Source organism: Marisediminitalea lipolytica (assembly GCF_001758465.1).
Taxonomy (GTDB): domain Bacteria; phylum Pseudomonadota; class Gammaproteobacteria; order Enterobacterales; family Alteromonadaceae; genus Alteromonas; species Alteromonas lipolytica.
Window position 1 is genome coordinate 91763 of the sequence record NZ_MJIC01000015.1, and the last position, 19998, is coordinate 111760.

The 19998-nt window shown below is 50.0% G+C and carries 13 protein-coding genes; 9 read left to right on the top strand and 4 right to left on the bottom strand.

The window, feature by feature from the left end:
- Positions 1–176: 176 nt before the first annotated feature.
- On the bottom strand, positions 177–1259 hold the full coding sequence (gbdR, locus tag BFC17_RS14925) for a choline metabolism transcriptional regulator GbdR (protein WP_070177299.1): 1083 nt from the start codon (positions 1257–1259) through the stop codon (positions 177–179).
- A gap of 259 nt (positions 1260–1518) precedes the next feature.
- Positions 1519–2790: an aromatic ring-hydroxylating oxygenase subunit alpha gene (locus BFC17_RS14930; RefSeq protein WP_083271763.1), complete on the bottom strand. Its 1272-nt coding sequence runs from the start codon at positions 2788–2790 to the stop codon at positions 1519–1521.
- A 335-nt stretch (positions 2791–3125) separates the two neighbouring features.
- On the opposite strand from BFC17_RS14930, the gene BFC17_RS14935 reads away from it, so the two are divergent.
- The 8 genes from BFC17_RS14935 (at position 3126) to BFC17_RS14970 (ending at position 13955) form a co-directional block, all read left to right on the top strand.
- Entirely contained in the window at positions 3126–4229 is a 1104-nt protein-coding gene (locus BFC17_RS14935) for an FAD-binding oxidoreductase (RefSeq protein WP_070177301.1), read from the top strand.
- An 880-nt stretch (positions 4230–5109) separates the two neighbouring features.
- Positions 5110–6363 carry a serine hydroxymethyltransferase gene (glyA, locus tag BFC17_RS14940; protein WP_070177302.1) on the top strand — a complete coding sequence of 418 codons (1254 nt, stop codon included), beginning with the start codon at positions 5110–5112 and terminating at the stop codon, positions 6361–6363.
- Positions 6364–6438: 75 nt separating this feature from the next.
- Positions 6439–7689, top strand: coding sequence for a sarcosine oxidase subunit beta family protein (locus BFC17_RS14945; RefSeq protein WP_070177303.1), 1251 nt, complete (start codon positions 6439–6441; stop codon positions 7687–7689).
- 15 nt (positions 7690–7704) lie between these two features.
- Positions 7705–8007 carry a sarcosine oxidase subunit delta gene (locus tag BFC17_RS14950; protein WP_070177304.1) on the top strand — a complete coding sequence of 101 codons (303 nt, stop codon included), beginning with the start codon at positions 7705–7707 and terminating at the stop codon, positions 8005–8007.
- Positions 7994–11014, top strand: a complete 3021-nt coding sequence (locus BFC17_RS14955; protein WP_070177305.1) for a sarcosine oxidase subunit alpha — start codon at positions 7994–7996, stop codon at positions 11012–11014. Before BFC17_RS14950 ends, BFC17_RS14955 begins: the two co-directional genes overlap by 14 nt.
- The gene (locus BFC17_RS14960) at positions 11007–11612 is read left to right on the top strand and encodes a sarcosine oxidase subunit gamma (protein ID WP_139142095.1); all 606 of its coding nucleotides are present in this window, start codon (positions 11007–11009) and stop codon (positions 11610–11612) included. The genes BFC17_RS14955 and BFC17_RS14960 overlap by 8 nt, the downstream gene beginning before the upstream one ends.
- Positions 11613–11624: 12 nt before the next feature.
- Positions 11625–12491 carry a formyltetrahydrofolate deformylase gene (gene purU / locus BFC17_RS14965; protein ID WP_070177307.1) on the top strand — a complete coding sequence of 289 codons (867 nt, stop codon included), beginning with the start codon at positions 11625–11627 and terminating at the stop codon, positions 12489–12491.
- A 90-nt stretch (positions 12492–12581) separates the two neighbouring features.
- Positions 12582–13955 (top strand): L-serine ammonia-lyase, encoded by a 1374-nt coding sequence (locus BFC17_RS14970; protein WP_070177308.1) that lies wholly within the window; start codon positions 12582–12584, stop codon positions 13953–13955.
- 183 nt (positions 13956–14138) lie between these two features.
- Here BFC17_RS14970 and BFC17_RS22440 read toward each other — a convergent pair whose 3' ends face one another.
- Positions 14139–14333, bottom strand: coding sequence for a hypothetical protein (locus tag BFC17_RS22440; RefSeq protein WP_139142096.1), 195 nt, complete (start codon positions 14331–14333; stop codon positions 14139–14141).
- Positions 14334–14774: 441 nt separating this feature from the next.
- On the bottom strand, positions 14775–16736 hold the full coding sequence (locus BFC17_RS14975) for a BCCT family transporter (protein WP_070177309.1): 1962 nt from the start codon (positions 16734–16736) through the stop codon (positions 14775–14777).
- Positions 16737–17244: 508 nt separating this feature from the next.
- Here BFC17_RS14975 and BFC17_RS14980 point away from each other — a divergent pair.
- Positions 17245–19953, top strand: coding sequence for a TonB-dependent receptor (locus BFC17_RS14980; protein ID WP_070177310.1), 2709 nt, complete (start codon positions 17245–17247; stop codon positions 19951–19953).
- The last annotated feature ends 45 nt before the right edge of the window (positions 19954–19998 follow it).

A 19998-nucleotide genomic window follows, 5' to 3' on the forward strand; every position in this document is an offset into this window, starting at 1 on the left:
ACTCGTTGTTTTCCAAATGCGTCAGCATCGGGCGCTAAATTGTGTCGTAAATAGCCTCTGCCTGAGCCCGGTGAAAGACGTAAACCCTTTACCTGGCATGTAAAGCTACGACAACGAAAAAGGGCAGTCGCTGTTAGCTGACTGCCCTTTGGATAAAAACTGAAATGTACGCTCGGTTAACTTGCCCTGACCGCTTCCATCTGGCTTGGTGGCATGAATTCAGAAATGTTCACCGAACCAAAGGTCGCTTCGTCGGTAGAACGGTTACCTGCTTCAAGACCACGGTTGAGTCGCTCTTCCCGCGGTGGAATATTAAATGCTTTGCGATAGCACTTACTAAAGTGCGGTGTTGAGACAAAGCCACAGCAGATCGCCACCTCTATAATAGAAATATTGGTTTGCTTAATTAACTGCCTTGCCCGGGTTAAGCGGATCTGTAAGTAGTAGCGGTGCGGCGAGCAGTGCAGGTATTTCTGGAATAACCGCTCCAGCTGACGACGGGACAACCCAACCAGGGTGGCCAGTTCGTCCAGGCTCAGTGGCTCTTCGATGTTTGCTTCCATTAAGCGCACGATATCCTGCAGCTTGGACTGGTTGGCTCCAACCAGATGTTGCAGAGGAATGCGCTGCATTTCCGATTCGTCGCGCAGTTCTTTGTGGGAGAACATTTCGCAAATCGACATTTGTAGTTGTTTGCCGAAAGAGCGTCCAATCAGCGACAAGAACAAATCCATCGGCGCAGTACCGCCCGCGCTGCACCAGCGATGACTTTCGATAGTGTAAAGCTGATTAGTACTTTTAATTTTTGGGAAGTCTTCCTGCCAGCTGGCCAGTAGCTCCCAATGGATGGTACAGGTTACGTTGTCTAGTAAGCCTGCTTTGGCCAGTGCATAAGCACCCGTGCAAATGCCGCCGAGCGTAATACGCTTGCGATCCAGTGACATTAGCCAGTTGGTATCTGCTTTGGAGACGGTTTCTTTAATAGCCACACCGCCGCACACCACAACCGCATCAAACGCGTGATCAGTGGCGTAACTGTGATCAACATTCACTGTCATGTGGTCACTGGCAGTAACCGGATTTCCGTCTCTGCTGATGAGTGACCATCTGTACAGCTCTCTGCCGGAAAGCTGATTTGCCATGCGTAATGGCTCGATGGCTGACGTTAAAGCCATCATCGTAAAATGTGGTAATAACACAAAACCAATATGACGGATGTCTTTGGTTTTTGCATTGGATATCGCAGTGACTAGTTCCATGCAACACGCCTCGGTATATTCTGACAATTTTGACTTTTGTTAATGCTTCGATGACGTTGTGTTTTTATATTTGTCTATCAAGCATTGAGGCAACGGTCTGATTATTGTTTGATCGTCCGCGATCGCATTGTAAAAAAAGCGACGGCAGTTTGTCTAAAAACGACAATGGCTGCACGATGACACAAATAATGTCATCGTGCAAATAATAACCAGTCAGAACGTGTTAGTACCTTGGTCGTGTTTACATCATTCGATAGTCTTACTTCCCGCCAGCGTTAAGGTTTGCCTGCATGGTATGGCTAAACCAGTCAATAAAGTTAATTACACCAAACTCGTAAGTCGGTGAGTAAGGACCCGGCTCATAAGCAGAGGAATTGATGCCTCGCTGATTGTTTTCGGCCAGTGTACGGTCCTGCAGGTTAGTTTGATCCCAAACCACTGTCAGGTTATCCACGTCGTAATCCTTACCTTCTACCGCGTCTTTATGCACGATCCACTTGGTGGTGACTTCCGTTTTGGTAGCGCTGATTGGGCGTACCTGGAAGGCAATCAGGTGATCGCTTTGCGCATGGTTCCACGAGTTAGGTAAATGCAGGATACGCATTGAACCCAGATCCGGATTCTTAATACGGCCCATTAATTTGTCGCACGCCAGTTTGCCGTCCATGGTCATTACCATGATGCCTTCTTTTAACGGCATGCGAACGATACGGTTGCGCTTGGCGTGGCCGAATGATTTGTGCTCGTGAGGAATACCTTCTTCATCCCACTTGGCCTGCTTGCTGGCAACGTGTTGCTTAAATTCGTCAGTTGCGCGTGGGTCGTCGGTGTCATCCCACTCCAGCAATGAACCTAACAGTTCAGGGTGAGAGCCGTTACAGTGGTAACACTCACGGTTGTTTTCGATAACCAGTTTCCAGTTAGCGTCTTCCATGATGGTTTTTTCACTGGCAACTTTGGCGTTTTCTAAATCGTATGGCTCCAGGTAATGAGCCAGGGTCTCAAAGAAATCGTCAATGTTTGGCGGGTTTTTGCTGAGGCTGATAAAGATATAGCCGCCCGCCGTTTTGCAATTAACCGGCTTTAAGTGAAACTTCTTCAGGTCGAAGTCTTCGCCCATTTCGGTACCGGCAAACAACAAATCACCGTCCAGTTCGTAAGTCCACTGGTGATAAGGGCATACCAGTTTTGCTGCCTTGCCCTTTGAGGCTAAACAGATTTTTGAACCACGGTGACGACAAACGTTGTGGAAAGCTTTTACTTCATTATTCTGATCGCGAACAATAACTACCGGGTTGCCCGCGATTTGCTGGGTAATGTAATTACCTTTTCTTGGGATTTCGCAAGTCAATCCAACGAATAACCACTCCTTCTCGAAAATCTGCTTCATTTCAACGTTGAAGTATTCTTCGCTGGTGTAGAAGTCACGAGGCAGCGAATAAGTTACCGGGTGGTTTTTCAGCGTAACAGCAATTTCTTCCTCAAGGGTAGCGGGTAGCATTTCGCTTTCAATAATGTCTAAATTGGCCATGTTTGTCTCCAACGTTGCCGTTACGTATACGTGTTCTCTAAATAGAATTAATGTAATTGTTGTTATATAAGGTGTCGTGGCACATGTGCTACGGTCGTTTGATTTTGCAGAACTCCGCTTTTACCACATAACCAAAAGCGACAGTGTTGTAACGCAAATCCGACGTAGTGTAGCGGATACCGAATTTCTTTGATCTGGCGCATATTCAACCGAGGCCCCTAGTGACTGTTTTGGCTATGGGTTTGTCGTTTTTGGTTAAGTCAGAATTGGATTGCTGTTGGATATTGGGTCAATTACGACACCGTTCTTCAATTTGAACAAAAGCAGGCTCTAGCATGACTGAGAATTTTTTAACTGATGTAAATACCCAAAGCTGGGCCAACGGACGGCACGAAGTGCAATGCGTAAACGTGATTTACGAAACGTCGGACGTTTATACCTTTTGTTTTAAATCGACTGCGCCGGTGATGCACTTTTATAAACCTGGTCAGTTTGTCACGTTCGAGCTGGAGATTGGCAGCAATCAGGTGTTCCGCAGTTACACTATTTCCTCGTCACCATCGGTGCCTTATAGTTTCTCGGTTACCATCAAGCGTATCCCGGGTGGTGAGGTATCTAACTGGATGCACGACAATGTTAAGGTTGGTGACATTCTGGTGATCCACGGCCCAACGGGTAACTTTAACTGCTTTGATATTGTTAGCGAAAAAGTGCTGATGTTATCCGGCGGTGTGGGTATCACGCCAATTATGTCTATGGTGCGCTGGTGGAATGATACCAGTGCAGCGGTAGATATTAACTTTATCCATAGTGCCCGCACGCCTCGTGACATCATTTACTACCGCGAACTGAAAATGATGGATGCGCGGTTGGATAACTTTAACCTCAACATCATTTGTCAGCGCTACGAAAACGGCGAAAGCTGGAACGGCTACAGCGGCTTTTTAGACATTGAAAAGCTACGCATTATGGCGCCGGACTTCCTGCAACGCACCGTATTCTGTTGTGGTCCTGCGGTGTATATGGAAGCAGTAAGAAACATGCTGCAGGAAGCAGGCTTTGACATGGCTAACTACCATGAAGAAAGCTTTGGTATGCCGCCGGTTGCTGTTGAGGCCATACAGGATGCTCAGCAACAAGCCGAAGACAATGCCGCTATCGATATCGATACCGACGATCTGCTTAACGTTGAGTTCCTCGAAACCGGTAAGTCTATCAAGATTCAACCCGGACAAACCATCCACACCGCAGCCGCCATGGTTGGCCTGCACATTCCAAAAGGCTGTGGTATGGGGATGTGCGGTACCTGCCTGGTGAAGAAAACCAAGGGCGACGTGGAGATGGCCCACAACGGTGGTATTACCGATGAGGATCTGGAAGACGGATACGTATTAAGTTGCTGCAGCGTGCCGTTAACGGATGTGGCAGTAGAGTATTAATCGTTAGTTAAACACCCCGAGAGCGAAAATAACCCGTCATCCCCGCGAAGGCGGGGGTGACGAATAACCGGAGTGCCGGTGGCACTCCGCAGTATGAGGAACGACACGCCATGGATGGCGTGGCTGGTATGACTCACAAGGATGTTTGTTACTCTGAACTTTACTACTGAATTTGTACTTTTGCTCCAGTTGTATTATCAGCATCTTGTCGGGTCGCCGACAACGACCAGGGGTGGCAGTGAGGCCACCCCTGGACCCCGCTCAGTTCTATGTGCCGAAAAGCATATTACTTACCAAATAAGTAAAAACTAACGGGTCAGAGCGGACGTCGTGTCCGCCCGACCCTGCCTCGTCATCCTGACTCGGCCACGTTTTTCCTGATTTATTTGATGCGCAATACTTCGGCACAACAGAACCACTTTAAGAGCATCTTTCTTCGAGTTCGTGCCGTCGGAACGCCGCCGAAAGGCGGCACAAAAACATCAAGATCATCTCATGAGATCCCGGGTAGTCCCTTCGGGCCTCCCGGGATGACAGTGATTTTAAATGTTTCTGCGCGGACTCACTGAACATTCTGACTCACGCAAAACAACACCTTTCGGTGAGGGCGACACTTCGACAAAAAGCGGCATTAAAGGGTGATTAAACACCTCAATATCATGTCAGAAGATACCGGACAGGGCCTTCGTCCCTTCCGGGATAACGGGTTGTTCAGGCTATGTCGTTTTTAGTCCTGATGGTGGCGCATGCGGAACTATTAGCCGCAGGTACGGCGGCTACTATGCTTCAAAATAAAGCGTTTAATAGCTTTGAATACCCGTGTGATTTGGCCTGGAGGCCTTTTCTAAGTTAGCCCATACGACTCAGTGGAGACATCTCGATGTTTTACAAAAACGACCAGATTGCCAATTACGATGAAGATATCTGGCAAGCCATTTTAGATGAACAAAAGCGTCAGGATGACCACGTTGAGTTAATCGCTTCAGAAAACTATACCAGTGCTCGTGTAATGGAAGCGCAGGGTACCCAGCTGACTAACAAATATGCTGAAGGCTATCCGGGTAAACGTTACTACGGTGGTTGTGAACATGTTGACGTGGTTGAGCAAATTGCTATCGATCGCGCTAAGCAACTGTTCGGTGCTGATTACGCTAACGTACAACCTCACTCTGGTTCGCAGGCTAACGCGGCTGTGTTTATGGCGCTGCTTGAGCCAGGCGACACCGTACTGGGTATGAGTCTTGCCCACGGTGGTCACTTAACCCACGGTGCTAAAGTCAGCTTCTCGGGCAAAATTTATAATTCAGTGCAGTATGGCCTGAACGAAGAGACCGGCGAAATCGACTACGAGCAGGTTGCAGAACTTGCCAGAGAGCATAAACCTAAAATGATCATTGCGGGTTTTTCTGCTTATTCTCGCGTAGTGGACTGGCAGCGTTTCCGCGACATCGCTGACGAAGTGGGCGCATGGTTCTTTGTTGATATGGCACACGTTGCTGGTCTGGTTGCCGCAGGCGTTTATCCAAACCCGGTACCTATTGCAGACGTGGTAACCACCACTACACATAAAACTCTGCGCGGCCCGCGTGGTGGTCTGATTCTGGCGAAACACAACGAAGCGCTGGAAAAGAAATTCAACTCAGCGGTATTCCCTGGTGGTCAGGGTGGCCCGTTAATGCACGTTATTGCGGCTAAAGCTGTGTCGTTTAAAGAAGCACTGGAAGACAGCTTTACTGAGTATCAGAAGCAAGTTGTTGCTAATGCCAAAGCCATGGCCGAAACCTTTCAGGGTCGCGGTTACAAAGTGGTTTCTGGCGGTACCGATAACCACCTGTTCCTGCTGGATTTAATCGACAAAGGCATTACCGGTAAAGAAGCAGACGCTGTACTTGGCAGTGCGCACATCACGGTAAATAAAAACTCGGTACCAAACGATCCGCAATCACCGTTTGTCACCAGTGGCCTACGCATCGGTACGCCAGCGGTTACCAGCCGTGGTTTTGGTACTGAGCAGGTTACCGATTTGGCTAACTGGATCTGCGACGTACTGGATGACCTGTCTAATCAGGCCGTTATCGACGAAGTGAAAGCAAAAGTAACCGCCCTGTGTGCTGAGTTCCCGGTTTACCGATAAACACAAACAGACAGATTTAATTCCGCCGGTCGCGACTTAAACCGACCGGCACAGCAAACTTAATAAGGTGAAACCATGCAAAAATATTCCGGTTTCGGATTGCTAAAACATGCACTCAGCCATCATGAAAACTGGCAGCGTGTTTGGCGTAACCCTACCCCGAAAAAGCATTACGACGTTGTTGTGGTTGGTGGCGGTGGTCACGGACTTGCAACAGCCTATTACCTGGCAAAAGAGCATGGTTTAACTAATATCGCCGTGATCGAAAAAGGCTACCTGGGTGGTGGTAACACCGCGCGTAACACTACCATTATTCGTTCTAACTATTTGTGGGACGAAGCGGCACATTTATACGAGCATGCCCTGCAATTATGGGAAGGCCTGGCGCAGGAACTGAACTACAACCTGATGTTCAGTCAGCGTGGTGTACTTAACTTAGGTCACACCCTGCAAGATATGCGTGATATTGAGCGTCGCGTAAGCGCTAACCGCTTAAACGGCATCGACTCGCAGCTATTAAACACCAAAGAAGTACAGGACATCGTACCGATTCTGGATTGCTCCAAGAATGCCCGTTATCCGGTATTAGGCGCTTCCTGGCAGCCTCGTGGTGGTACTGCTCGTCACGATGCTGTGGCCTGGGGTTATGCCCGTGCCGCCGATGCACTCGGTGTTGACCTTATCCAGCAAACTGAAGTGACCGGTATCCGCCGTAAAGATGGCGCTGTATGCGGTGTTGAAACCACCAAAGGTTTCATCTCTTGTGACAAGGTCGCCTGTGTGGCCGCTGGTAACTCAGGTGTGCTGGCCAAGATGGTCGGTATCACGCTGCCGCTGGAATCACACCCACTGCAAGCCATGGTATCTGAGCCGCTTAAGCCAATTATCGATACGGTGGTCATGTCTAACCAGGTGCACGGTTACGTGAGCCAGTCAGATAAAGGCGACCTGGTTATCGGTGCCGGTATCGACGGCTACTTAGGTTACGGTCAGCGTGGTTCATTCCACGTGGTTGAACACACTATTGCTGCGATTCTGGAAATGTTCCCGATCTTCAGCCGCGTGCGCTTAAACCGTGCCTGGGGCGGCATCGTGGATACGTGCCCGGATGCGTGTCCGATTATCTCCAAGACCTCTGTTAAAGGCCTGTACTTTAACTGTGGCTGGGGTACTGGTGGCTTTAAAGCAACTCCTGGGTCGGGTCATGTGTTTGCCCACACTGTGGCTAACGATGAGCCGCACCCACTGGCGAAACCGTTCAGCGTTGATCGCTTTATTTCTGGAAAACTCATTGACGAACACGGCGCTGCCGGTGTTGCGCACTAAGGTTGGGAGCTAATTATGTTTGAGATTTATTGCCCCTATTGTGAAGAGCATCGCGAAGAAGAAGAGTTTCACCCGGTCGGTGAAGCGCATATCCAGCGCCCGGTCGATCCTGAAGCGCTGAGCGATGAAGAATGGGCTCATTACCTGTTTTACCGCAAAAACCCGCGCGGCCTGCACCATGAGATGTGGGTACATGCCACGGGTTGCCGTAAGTTTTTCAATATGACACGTCACACCGTCACCTACCAGATTATGGAAACATACAAAATGGGTGAGCAGCCAAGTGTAACTGAAGGGGCCAAAGATGACGCAAAGTAACCGTTTAAATACGGGTGGTCGAATCAACCGCGACAAGCCCATTCGTTTTACCTTTAACGACAAACATTACACCGGCTACGAAGGCGATACCGTAGCTTCTGCCCTGCTGGCTAATGGTGTTGATGTGGTCGGCCGTAGCTTTAAGTACAGCCGTCCGAGAGGTATCGTAACGGCGGATGCCCAGGAACCAAATGCAATTTTGCAGACCGGTTCTAACGATGCGTCTACTGTTCCAAACCCAAAAGCGACTCAGGCCGCGTTGCATCCAAACATGATCTGCCGTTCAACCAACGGCTGGCCGAACGTGGATACCGACATGATGGGGCTGGTAGGTAAAGTAGGCGGCGCAGCAATGCCTCCTGGTTTTTACTACAAAACCTTTATGTACCCGCAATCCATGTGGATGTCTTATGAAAAATTAATTCGTAAGGGTGCAGGCTTAGGTGCGAGTCCAACGCAAAACGACCCGGACATTTACGACAAGTTTAACCATCACTGCGACATCATGATCGTAGGTGCAGGCCCTGCAGGCTTATCTGCTGCGGTAACAGCTGCACGCGCCGGATGCCGCGTAATCATCGCAGATGAACAGGAAGAAATGGGCGGCAGTCTGCTATGTTCAACCCAGCAAATCAATGGCGAAGCGCCAGCGAAATGGGTGAGTGACGTACTGGCAGAACTGAGTGCTAACGAGAACGTGACGCTGCTGCCAAGAAGTACCGTGTTTGGTTACTTCGATCACAACTACTTGAGCATTGCAGAACGTCGTACCGATCACCTGGGTGAAACCGGTAATGGCGCAGTGCGTGAGCGTTTACATAAGGTACGCGCTAAGCAGGTTATTCTGGCCACCGGCGCCCACGAGCGTCCGCTGGTATACGGTAACAACGATGTGCCCGGTTGTATGCTGGCATCAGCAGTTTCTACCTACATTAACCGTTATGCCGTAGTGCCGGGTAATTCTCTGGCGCTGATGACCACCAATGATAACGGCTATCGTGCGGCGATCGACTGGCATAAAGCCGGTAAGCGCGTGGCACTGATTGCTGATACCCGCCAGACTGCTAATGGCGATCTGGTTAAAGAAGCCCTGTCGCTGGGCATTAACGTTAAATTTGGTCAGGCGATCATCAACGTTAAAGGCAGCAAGCGCGTAAAAGGCGTGGAAGTGGCCAGCATCTCAGCTGACGGTTCAAGTGTGACCGGTTCGGTTTACCAGGTGTCTTGTGACACGGTAGCCAGTTCAGGCGGCTGGAGCCCGGTACTGCACTTGTCTTCGCACACCGGTGCCAAACCAGTATGGCGTGAAGATATTCTTGGCTTTGTGCCAGGAAAAACCGTACAGGCACAGCATGTGTGTGGTGGCGTGAACGGCGTTTACCCACTGGCTGATGTACTGGGTGATGGTGCTGCGGTAGCCTTAAATGCCGTTTGCAGCATGAAAAAATCTATTGAAGGTGTTGAGATCCCGAAAGCAGACGTTGCTGAGGTATCAGAAAGCGCGGCAATGGCGCTGTTCCATGTGCCTCACACTAAGCCAACTTCTCGTGCGCCTAAGCAGTTTGTTGACTATCAGAACGACGTAACAGCAGCTGGTATCGAACTGGCTAACCGCGAAGGTTTTGAGTCAATCGAACACGTTAAGCGTTATACCGCAATGGGCTTTGGTACCGACCAGGGCAAGCTGGGTAACATCAACGGTATTGCGATTACTGCGAAGTCATTAGGTAAGTCGATTCCGGATACCGGCACTACGATTTTCCGCCCGATGTACACGCCAGTTACCTTTGGTACCTTTGCCGGTAGCGATGTGAAAGGTTTATTCGACCCTGCCCGCTTTACTGCTATGCATCAGTGGCACGTAGAGAATGGCGCTGAGTTTGAGGATGTGGGTCAGTGGAAACGCCCCTGGTATTTCCCTAAGCCGGGCGAAACCATGGAGCAGGCGCTGCAACGTGAATGTAAGGCTACCCGTAACAGTGTAGGCCTGCTGGATGCATCAACGCTGGGTAAAATTGATATCCAGGGTAAAGATGCCCGCGAATTCTTAAACCGTATTTACACTAACCCGTGGTCACAGCTGGCCGTTGGTAAGTGTCGCTACGGCGTCATGTGTAAAGAAGACGGCATGGTGTTCGACGACGGTGTTACCTCGTGCATCGACGAAAACCGCTTCATTATGACTACCACCACCGGTGGCGCAGCAGGCGTACTGAACTGGTTGGAACTGTATCATCAGACCGAGTGGCCAGAGCTTGAGGTGTACTTCAGCTCAGTGACCGATCACTGGTCTACCATGACCATTTCCGGGCCTAACAGCCGTAAGGTACTGGAAAAGCTGACTGATTCTGATGTGAGCAATGAAGCGTTCCCGTACATGAGCTGGATAGAAGCCGAAGTGGCAGGCGTGAAAGCGCGTATTTTCCGGATTTCATTTACCGGTGAACTGTCTTTCGAGATTAACGTTCAGGCCAACTACGGCATGCACGTGTGGAAATCAGTGGTAGCCGCAGGTGAAGAATTTGATATCACGCCGTACGGTACTGAGACCATGCACATTCTGCGTGCAGAAAAAGGCTTCATTATCGTTGGTCAGGATACTGATGGCTCAGTTACGCCACAGGATCTCAACATGGACTGGGTTGTGGGTAAGAAGAAGACCCAAAGTTACCTGGGTAAACGTTCATGGACCCGTGAAGACAACGTCCGCGACGACCGTAAACAATTCGTTGGGTTAAAACCCAAGGATCCGAAAGCCGTATTACCGGAAGGGGCGCAGTTGGTATTTGATAAAGACCAGCCAATCCCGATGACCATGGTGGGTCATGTAACTTCCAGTTATTACAGTGCCTGTTTGGGTTACTCATTTGCGCTTGCGCTTGTGAAGGGCGGCCTTGATCGCATGGGACAATCCGTATTTGTGCCATTAGCCGACGGTACGACCCTGGAAGCCGAAATTTGTAGCTCTGTTTTTTATGATCCAAAAGGAGAACGTCAGAATGTCTAATGTAATTACGCCGGAATCTCCTTTATTTCATGCTGACTTTGCTAAGTTAGCTGAAGTAACTAAAAGCCTGGATGCAGGGGTAGAGCTGGAAGAGAAAGCCTTTTTAGGCCACCTCAACCTGCGTGGTAATGCCAGCGACGAAGCTTTTACCTCAGGCGTTGAAAAAGCCCTGGGCGTAGCACTGCCAACAGCGCCTTGTACGTCAGCTCAAAGTGATGCTGTGACGATTTTATGGTTATCGCCAGACGAATGGTTAATCATCGTCGATGGTGGCAAAGAGCATGAAACCGAAGCGGCACTGCGCGCGAATCTGACCGGCCACTTTGCCGTGTCTGATGTCAGCGGCGGCCAGACTATCGTGCGTCTGGCCGGCAGCGACAGCATTAATGTGCTGAAAAAATCCATGGGTTACGACACGCACATCGACAACTTCCCGGTAGGTAAGGTGATCGGTACAGCGTTTTCGAAAACCTCTTGTCATATGCTGCGTACCGCCGAAACTGAGTTTTTGATGGTGGTTCGTCGCAGCTTTGCTGATTACATGTGGCTGTGGCTACAACAAGCCAGCAAAGAGTATGGCTTAAAAGTCATCGCGTAGCGGGAGCTGGTTATGTCTGATTCGCAAACACAAATTATTACCGCCAGTTGTCCGAGTCGACTGGGCACGGTAGATGTTTTAACGCGCTTTCTGTACGACAACGCGTACTACATTACCGAGATTCACTCATTCGACGATACGCAAAGTGGTCGCTTTTTTATCCGTGTGGCGTTCAGACCCAATGAAGCTGGCGAGTTTGATCGCCAGCAGTTTATCGACAGCTTTACGCCGGCGGCGGATAAGTTTGAGATGGACTGGCAACTGGTGGCAGAGTCCTATCGCCCGAAAGTGGTGATTATGGTGTCAAAGCAGGACCACTGTCTGAACGACCTGTTGTATCGCTGGCGCATTGGCAGCCTGGCCATAGATATCAAGGCGATTATCTCTAATCACCCTGATTGCGAAGGACTGGCTAAGTGGCACAACATCCCTTACTACCACTTCCCGATTACCGCGGAAACCAAACCGCAACAGGAAGCGCAGGTATGGAATGTGGTGCAGGAACAGGATGCGGATTTAGTGGTGCTTGCCCGTTATATGCAGGTGCTGTCTAACGACATGTGTAAAAAGCTGTCGGGTAAAGCCATTAACATTCACCACTCCTTACTGCCAGGCTTTAAAGGCGCACGCCCTTATCATCAGGCGTACCAGAAAGGCATTAAGCTGGTGGGTGCCACGGCACACTATGTGAGTGAAGACCTGGACGAAGGCCCGATTATTACCCAGGGCGTCGAAACCGTAGACCACGGCTACCTGCCGGAAGATTTGGCGGCAAAAGGGCGTGACATTGAATGTTTAACCCTGGCGCGGGCGGTGCAAAACCATATAGAAAATCGCATTTTCTTACATGGTGAAAAGACCGTCGTCTTTACCAAGTAACAGCATTACCACACAGCGCTGAATAGCCGGGGCAACACCGGTTACTCAGTCTGCTGTACTGATTTTCCCTAACCGTTTAAAGAGACAGCGATGATTAGCGTATTTGATATGTTTAGTATTGGCATTGGGCCTTCAAGTTCTCATACGGTAGGGCCGATGCGAGCAGGGATTGAATTTTGTCAGTCTTTGAAAGAGAGCGGTTACTTTGACAACACTGACGAAGTAAAGGTAGAACTGTATGGCTCATTAGGCCAGACAGGCAAAGGTCACGGAACCGGTAAAGCAGTGATCCTGGGCCTTGAAGGTAACAGCCCGGAAGACGTTGATGTGGCGCGAATTGATGCCATGTTAGCTACCGTTGACCAGCAACAGCAGCTGAATCTGGCGGGTGAAAAGTTGGTGGCGTTCCCACGTCAGGGCGCGATAGTGTTTCACCGCCGTAAAACCCTGCCCTTACACGCTAATGGCATGACATTTTTTGCCTTATCTGGCGGCGAAGTAGTATTCAGTGAAACCTACTACTCTGTAGGCGGTGGTTTCATTGTTAAGGAAGATCAGTTCCAGAATCAGTCGGACCGCCTGTTTGCCCGCACCCAGCAACCTATCCCCTATCGATTTTCATCGGCCGCGGAGCTGTTGGCGCAATGTAAAAATAACGGCATCAGCATTAGCTCACTGATCTTAAAGAACGAAGCGGTGTTTCAATCGGAAGCTGAGATTACCGAAAAACTCTGGCAAATCTGGCTGGTAATGAAAGAGTGTGTGGCCAACGGCATGAACAGCGAAGGCATTTTGCCAGGCGGTCTTAAAGTTGCGCGTCGGGCCCCTAAACTGTTTTATCGCCTGCAGTGTGAAAAAAGTGCTGACCCCATGCAAGCTATGGACTGGGTAAACTTATTTGCACTGGCGGTAAATGAAGAAAACGCCGCTGGTGGCCGCGTGGTAACAGCCCCTACAAATGGTGCTGCAGGTATTATCCCGGCGGTACTGCATTATTATGATAAGTTCGTCCGCCCGGTGACGAAAGAAGTGGTGGTGCGCTACTTATTAACTGCAGGCGCGATCGGTATTTTATATAAAGAAAACGCCTCTATTTCGGGTGCCGAAGTGGGTTGTCAGGGTGAAGTTGGCGTAGCGTGCTCAATGGCCGCTGGCGCACTCACTGCGATTATGGGCGGCACGGTGGAAGAAGTGGAAAATGCCGCTGAAATTGGCATGGAGCACAATCTGGGGCTTACCTGTGACCCGGTTGGCGGTTTAGTACAGGTGCCCTGTATTGAACGCAATGCCATGGGCGCAGTAAAAGCCATTAATGCATCGCGATTAGCGCTGCGTGGCGACGGTGAGCAAAAGGTGACTTTGGATAAAGTGATTAAGACCATGCGCGAAACCGGCGCTGACATGAAATCCAAATACAAAGAAACCGCACGCGGTGGTCTGGCCGTTAATATTATCGAGTGTTAACCCAGCCTCTGGTTATCCGGGCTTCGCGTTGTCTATCCGTATGCCCGGTTTCGAATTCTCTATTCGTCCACCCGGTTTCGCCACATCTACTCATCTTCCCGGTTTCGCTTTTGCGAAGACCGGGACCTCCCGAACAGTTTTACTAACTCAATAACTGTTTAATTTACTTATTAAACCTATCCACTATCCGTCATTAGCATCGCGCCAGCGTTCGCCCTTAGCCATTACGAACTGTTGCCAGAAATAACGCCAGGGCATGGCTATCAGTACCAGTACAATTCCTATCAGGCAGGCAAACAGGGTTTCTGCCGCATAGGTATCAAGACCGTGTTGCTGGTACATAGGAAGCGCTGCACTTAATACCCAGATACTTTCCACAGCAGCTCAAAAAACACACCGGCAGCAGTTTTAACGGGTATCTGACACCCGCCAGGAATAATAATGCCAACGCGCCTAACAGCGAACGGATCACCGAATCCTCATTAGCCAGCTAGTTTGGTGGCGAAAGAATATCCGGCCATATGGCTGCCAACAGGCCGATTGCCATGAAGCAGTAAGTGGCGCGTACTAAATACAATCTGAATAGCGTAATGTCATTCATCGGGTATCCCTGTAGAAACACATAAAGTTAGCGTTAATCATGCGCGTCGAACGGCTGCCATGCATAGGGCTGAAGGTCTTCTTAACAGTAATCAAAAATCAGCAGGAGTACGCCGGTAGTTTTGTAACAGTTTATGTAGAGAGGTTTTCGTACGGGGTATAGTTTGAACAATGCCACAAAGGTGCTAATGCGCCTTTATGGCATCAGGGGAAAACGCTTTACACTAAGCGGTGTAAGAAGTGCTGATGCTTGTGGTATTGGTCTATCACATCGTTGATTACCGCCAGAGTGGACCAACCCATAATGTCATAATCCTGGCCGCCTTCGGTGAGGTGGACCTCGGCGCGGTAGTAGGTATCTTCACAATCTGGATCGACAGTCTCGTGCAGATGAGGCTGCACAGCTGGTGTCAGATAAACTGCGTAGATAAAGTCAGGTTGCTCGTTGAGCACTACCGTGAAGACTAAGAAGCTTTTCGCTTTGGTGATTTCAACTTCAAACTGGAGCTGTTCAAATTCGGCCTTAGCTTCCTCAAAGGCGGCCATTACCGAGTTTTCCATAAAGGCCCGCACCACTTTTTTATTAGGGAACGATACGATATTGCTGAGCTTTGAGCGCCAGTTTTTGTCGCTGTCGCCCGGGGTGCTGTGAAAACCGCCCGCATTCATACACTCGCGTTTATGATCTTCCACGCGTAAGGCCTTTAACAGCCCGTAGAGCGAGATTAACAGAATCATGGAAAACGGTAAGGCTGCAACGATAGTCATGGTCTGTAGCGCACTCAGGCCTCCTGCATAAAGCAAAATAGCGGCTACCACCCCCACACTGACTGTCCAGTAAATACGCTGCCAGATAGGCGTATCGTTGCGACCGTTAGAGCACAGCATATCCACGACCATGGCGCCGGAGTCACAGGAGGTCACAAAGAAAATCACCACCATCAGTACCGCCAGCATGGTCAGAACAGTGCTAAACGGGAAGTTTTCCAGAAATACAAATAACGCTACTGAAGTATCTTTCTGTACCATATCGGCAAGCACTTCCTTGCCGTGTGTGAGCACCATATCGATAGCCGTATCACCAAATACAGTCATCCAAAGTAACGTAAACGCGGTAGGAATAAGCAGTACGCCAATAACGAATTCACGAATCGTTCGGCCATAAGAAATACGTGCGATAAACAGGCCCACAAAAGGCGCCCAGGCTAACCACCAACCCCAGTAAAAAATGGTCCAGCCGCCAATCCAGTCTGATTTTGCGTAGGCATAAAGGTTAAATGTATTACGAACAATATCAGAGACATAGGCCCCCATATTTTGCAGATATGCCTGTAATAAAAATACCGTAGGGCCAAGCACCAGAATAAATAACAGGAGCGCCACAGCCAGAATCATATTGGTTTCAGACAGGCGGCGAATGCCTTTATCCAGACCGGTGGTGACAGACACAATGGCAATTGCCACAACGCCGGCCATCAGGGCCATTTGTACGCCGGTGCTGGTAGGAATACCAAATACGTAAGACAGACCAGCGTTGATTTGTGAAGCGCCAAATCCGAGTGAGGTCGACACTCCAAAAATGGTTGAAGTCACCGCAAAAATATCCACCAGATGGCCCGGCCAACCGTAAATCTTTTCGCCAATCATAGGATACAGCGCCGAGCGTAAAGTAAGCGGTAACTGATGACGATAAGCAAAATAACCCAGCACCAGCGCAACCGCAGCATAGATTGCCCACGGGTGAACGCCCCAGTGGAAAAACGTGGTTTTCATGGCCTCTTTCACGGCCGCAATGGTTCTTGGGTCCTCACTGGGCGGCGACAAAAAGTGCATGATTGGCTCGGCGACGCCAAAGAACATCAGGCCGATCCCCATCCCTGCAGCAAATAACATGGACAACCAGGTGAGTTTGGAAAATTCCGGGGTGGCGTGATCCGGCCCCAGGCGAATATCGCCATAGCGCGAAAAGCCGAGAACGATCACCGTGATCAGAATAATTGCCACTGTCAGGATATAAAACCATCCGCCATTTTGGGCCACGGTATTTTGCAATGACTCAAATACAACGCTGGCCCGCTCGGGGTTTAATACGGTGTAAATGAGTAGCACGAGAATGGCTAACGATGACGATACAAAGACCGGTTTATTTAAGCTCGCCGTCGTTTTGGGGGTTCTTGACACTTCCGATTCCTATTAGCTCAAATCATTACGTTGTGATGAAAACTTATATTGGACGGTAATGTGCTCGCTAAATATTCAATTGCGTCTTATTCATGTTCGATTGCGCCCTGTTAGGCTTTGTCAACGCTTTTGGCCTTGTTTTCCCTTGATTTTGATTTTTTTCATGGTGAGTATATATCCATCAACTGCAGGGACTACAGCTCATAAATTTCGCAAATCATAAGCGAAAACCTGCGACCGATCACTAAGAAAGTGATTGAAATAGCGTGACATTAATTAGTGTAGAAGCGATTTAGGAGCTCACAGTCCGAGATCGCAGGCATAAGGTTATCGGGACATGCCAGCAAGTCCGTATGGGGCTGTGATTGGCCCGGCAACGGTAACGTTTGCCTTGGTATGGGTCTGTTGTTAACAGGTACGTACGCTGATGCTGAATAAATGATGAGTCCATAGGGCGGTAAAACTATGTGCTGATCAACGTAAAAAAAGTAAACAGAGGAACACATTAATGCAAAAAACAAGAATAAGCTGTGCCATATTAGCGGCACTGGCTTCATCACCCCTATACGCGCAAGAAACGCAGAGTAAGGCGCAGTTCGAAACCATCGAAGTTACCGCCACCAAACGTACCGAATCCATTCAGGATGTGCCGGTTGCCGTGTCAGCCCTAAGTGGTGACGCGCTGGAAAACCTGGGTATCGACAACTTCCAGGATTACGTTGAATTTTTACCTAACGTGGTGTTCCAGGGCACCGGCCCTGGTCAGAATGAAATTTACATCCGTGGTGCGGCGACGACGCAGTCAAGCATCACGCTGTCATCGGTGCAGGCGCTGCAACCGTCAGTGGCCTTCTATCAGGACGAAATGCCGGTATCTATGGCTGGTCGTAACCTGGATATCTTTGCCACCGACGTTGAACGTGTAGAAGTATTACCGGGGCCACAAGGCACCCTGTTTGGTGCCAGCTCGCAGGCGGGTACCGTGCGTTTAATTACCAAAAAGCCAGACCACGCGGGCTTCTCTGCGGGGTTTGATACTGCCATTGCCACCACCAAAGGCGGTGAGATGAGCAACACGGTAGAGGCGTACATTAACTTAACGCCGACCGACGATTTAGCGTTACGCGTTGTGGCTTACAACGATAAGCAAGGCGGCTGGATTGATAACATCGAGAACGTGCCGGGTCAGGGCGGCTATATCGGCAGTGCCGTAGTGGTAGACCGTATCTCTGGTGGTGCGCTGTCTGGTTACGGTGCCGACCCGGCTGAGATGGACTCACGTCGTATCGTAAATAACGGTATTACGCCAGCGACGGCTGCCGTGGTATCACCGCGCAACAGCCAGCTGGTCGAAGACGACTTTAACGACGCGGTGTATGCCGGTGCCCGTTTTGGTTTGTCTTACCACATCAATTCAGACTGGGATTTACTGGTTCAACACACTCAGCAAACGCTGGACACCGAGGGCGTATTTGCTTATGACCCAACTGTCGGTGAAGACCAGGCGATTCGTTTCCAGCCAGATGAAAACTCAGATGAGTTTGGTTTAACCACCTGGACGGTAGATGGTCGTTTAGACAAACTGGACGTGGTGTACACCGGTGGTTACCTGGACCGTGAAATTGACACCCTGACCGACTACACCGGTTACACCAACGGTGGTTTGTTCTCTGCTTACTACCTGTGTAACCACTACGATACCACCGACAATCCTGCGGATATTCGCTGTCTGGACCCGGTGAAGTACTACAAAGAAGACACCACCAGTACCCGTATGACCCACGAATTCCGTATCGACACCAAGTTTGATGCGCCATTCCGTATTACCGCGGGCTTGTTCTACGACGAGCAGGAAGTGGCAACCGTTGGTCAGTTTAAGATTGCTAACACCGAAATGACCACCTTTGGTTTTGATAACCTGCAGCGTCGTCTGGCCGGTACTGATGGCATCAACAGCGACGGCGGTCCGTTCCCGTCAGAAATCAGCTTTGCTAACGATATCACGCACAAGATTGAACAAATCGCCGTATTTGGTCAGTTAGAATACGATATCACCGACAGCTTAACCGCCAGCTTTGGTGCCCGTTGGTATCAGATTGACGATATCTACAAAGGCGCGACCACCACCGTTGATGTGTCTGCCCGTGTGAAAGCCTTTGGCTCGATGGACCCGGCTGCGCTGGCTGCGGTTGGCCTGAACGCCGATGACATTAATGCGGCCATTGCCAGCGGCCAGCTGGAAGTAGACAAACTGGGCTCAGACGGCGTACTGACCGTTGATGACACCATCTTTAAATTTGGCCTCGACTGGAAACTCAGCGAAGACGTACTGTTATTTGCTAACTACTCAGAAGGTTTCCGTCCGCCGGTAACTAACCGTGTTGGCGGTGGTTTAGCCTCTAACCAGTCTGGTGCCTTCGAAGGCTTCCGTATTCCGGTGTACTCGACTACCGATACCCTGGATAACTACGAACTGGGTATGAAAGGGGATTTCCTGGACGGTATCGTGCGCATTAACGCCACCGCGTACTACTCAGAAATCACTGACCTGCAAACCTCACGTTTTGACCCGACCAACATCAGCTTCCTGGTATTCACCGACAACGTAGGTGACGCGGAGATTACCGGTCTGGATGCAGACATCACCTGGCTGGCCACCGACGACTTAGTGGTTAACGCGGCGTTCAGTCTGATTGATACCGAGCTGACGCGCATCAACCCTGAGCTGCAAGGCATCGCATCAGGCGTAGGCAGTGAACTGCCATACACCGCGACCTTCTCAGGTAACATCAGTGCCCGTTACTTCTTCGAGCTGGAAGGCGGCCAACAAGGTTTTGTTAACGCCTCTGTGGCGTACACCGGCGACCGTTTAGCCGGCATGACCATGGATGCCTACGTAATGGAAGACGCGACCCGTCACATCTACGGTATGGGCTCTGGCCTTAAGATTGAAGATGAAGCCGCGGTATACGAAGGCGCAACCTTCACCGACGCCGATGGCAACGCCTTCCGCGGTGGCCGTTACGTGCAGGAAAGCTACTTTATCAGCAACGTGTCTGTAGGTATGTCTGACGACAGCTGGAAAGTAGAGCTGTTCATCGACAACCTGTTCGACGAATCCGCTATCCTGAACGTGGATACCCAGCAGTTTACGCCTAAGGTTGTTACCAACCGTCCGCGTACCATGGGTCTGCGCTTCTCCTATGACTATTATTAAATCACTGCGTGTGTAACTAATAGTAGCGACAACCCCGGGCATGCC

Coding starts and splice junctions, on each gene's coding strand:
- BFC17_RS14960 (WP_139142095.1), top strand. CDS start 11,007: ATGTCTAATGTAATTACGCCGGAATCTCCTTTATTTCATGCTGACTTT.
- BFC17_RS14955 (WP_070177305.1), top strand. CDS start 7,994: ATGACGCAAAGTAACCGTTTAAATACGGGTGGTCGAATCAACCGCGAC.
- BFC17_RS14950 (WP_070177304.1), top strand. CDS start 7,705: ATGTTTGAGATTTATTGCCCCTATTGTGAAGAGCATCGCGAAGAAGAA.
- BFC17_RS14970 (WP_070177308.1), top strand. CDS start 12,582: ATGATTAGCGTATTTGATATGTTTAGTATTGGCATTGGGCCTTCAAGT.
- BFC17_RS14980 (WP_070177310.1), top strand. CDS start 17,245: ATGCAAAAAACAAGAATAAGCTGTGCCATATTAGCGGCACTGGCTTCA.
- BFC17_RS14935 (WP_070177301.1), top strand. CDS start 3,126: ATGACTGAGAATTTTTTAACTGATGTAAATACCCAAAGCTGGGCCAAC.
- glyA (WP_070177302.1), top strand. CDS start 5,110: ATGTTTTACAAAAACGACCAGATTGCCAATTACGATGAAGATATCTGG.
- BFC17_RS14930 (WP_083271763.1), bottom strand. CDS start 2,790: ATGGCCAATTTAGACATTATTGAAAGCGAAATGCTACCCGCTACCCTT.
- gbdR (WP_070177299.1), bottom strand. CDS start 1,259: ATGGAACTAGTCACTGCGATATCCAATGCAAAAACCAAAGACATCCGT.
- purU (WP_070177307.1), top strand. CDS start 11,625: ATGTCTGATTCGCAAACACAAATTATTACCGCCAGTTGTCCGAGTCGA.
- BFC17_RS14945 (WP_070177303.1), top strand. CDS start 6,439: ATGCAAAAATATTCCGGTTTCGGATTGCTAAAACATGCACTCAGCCAT.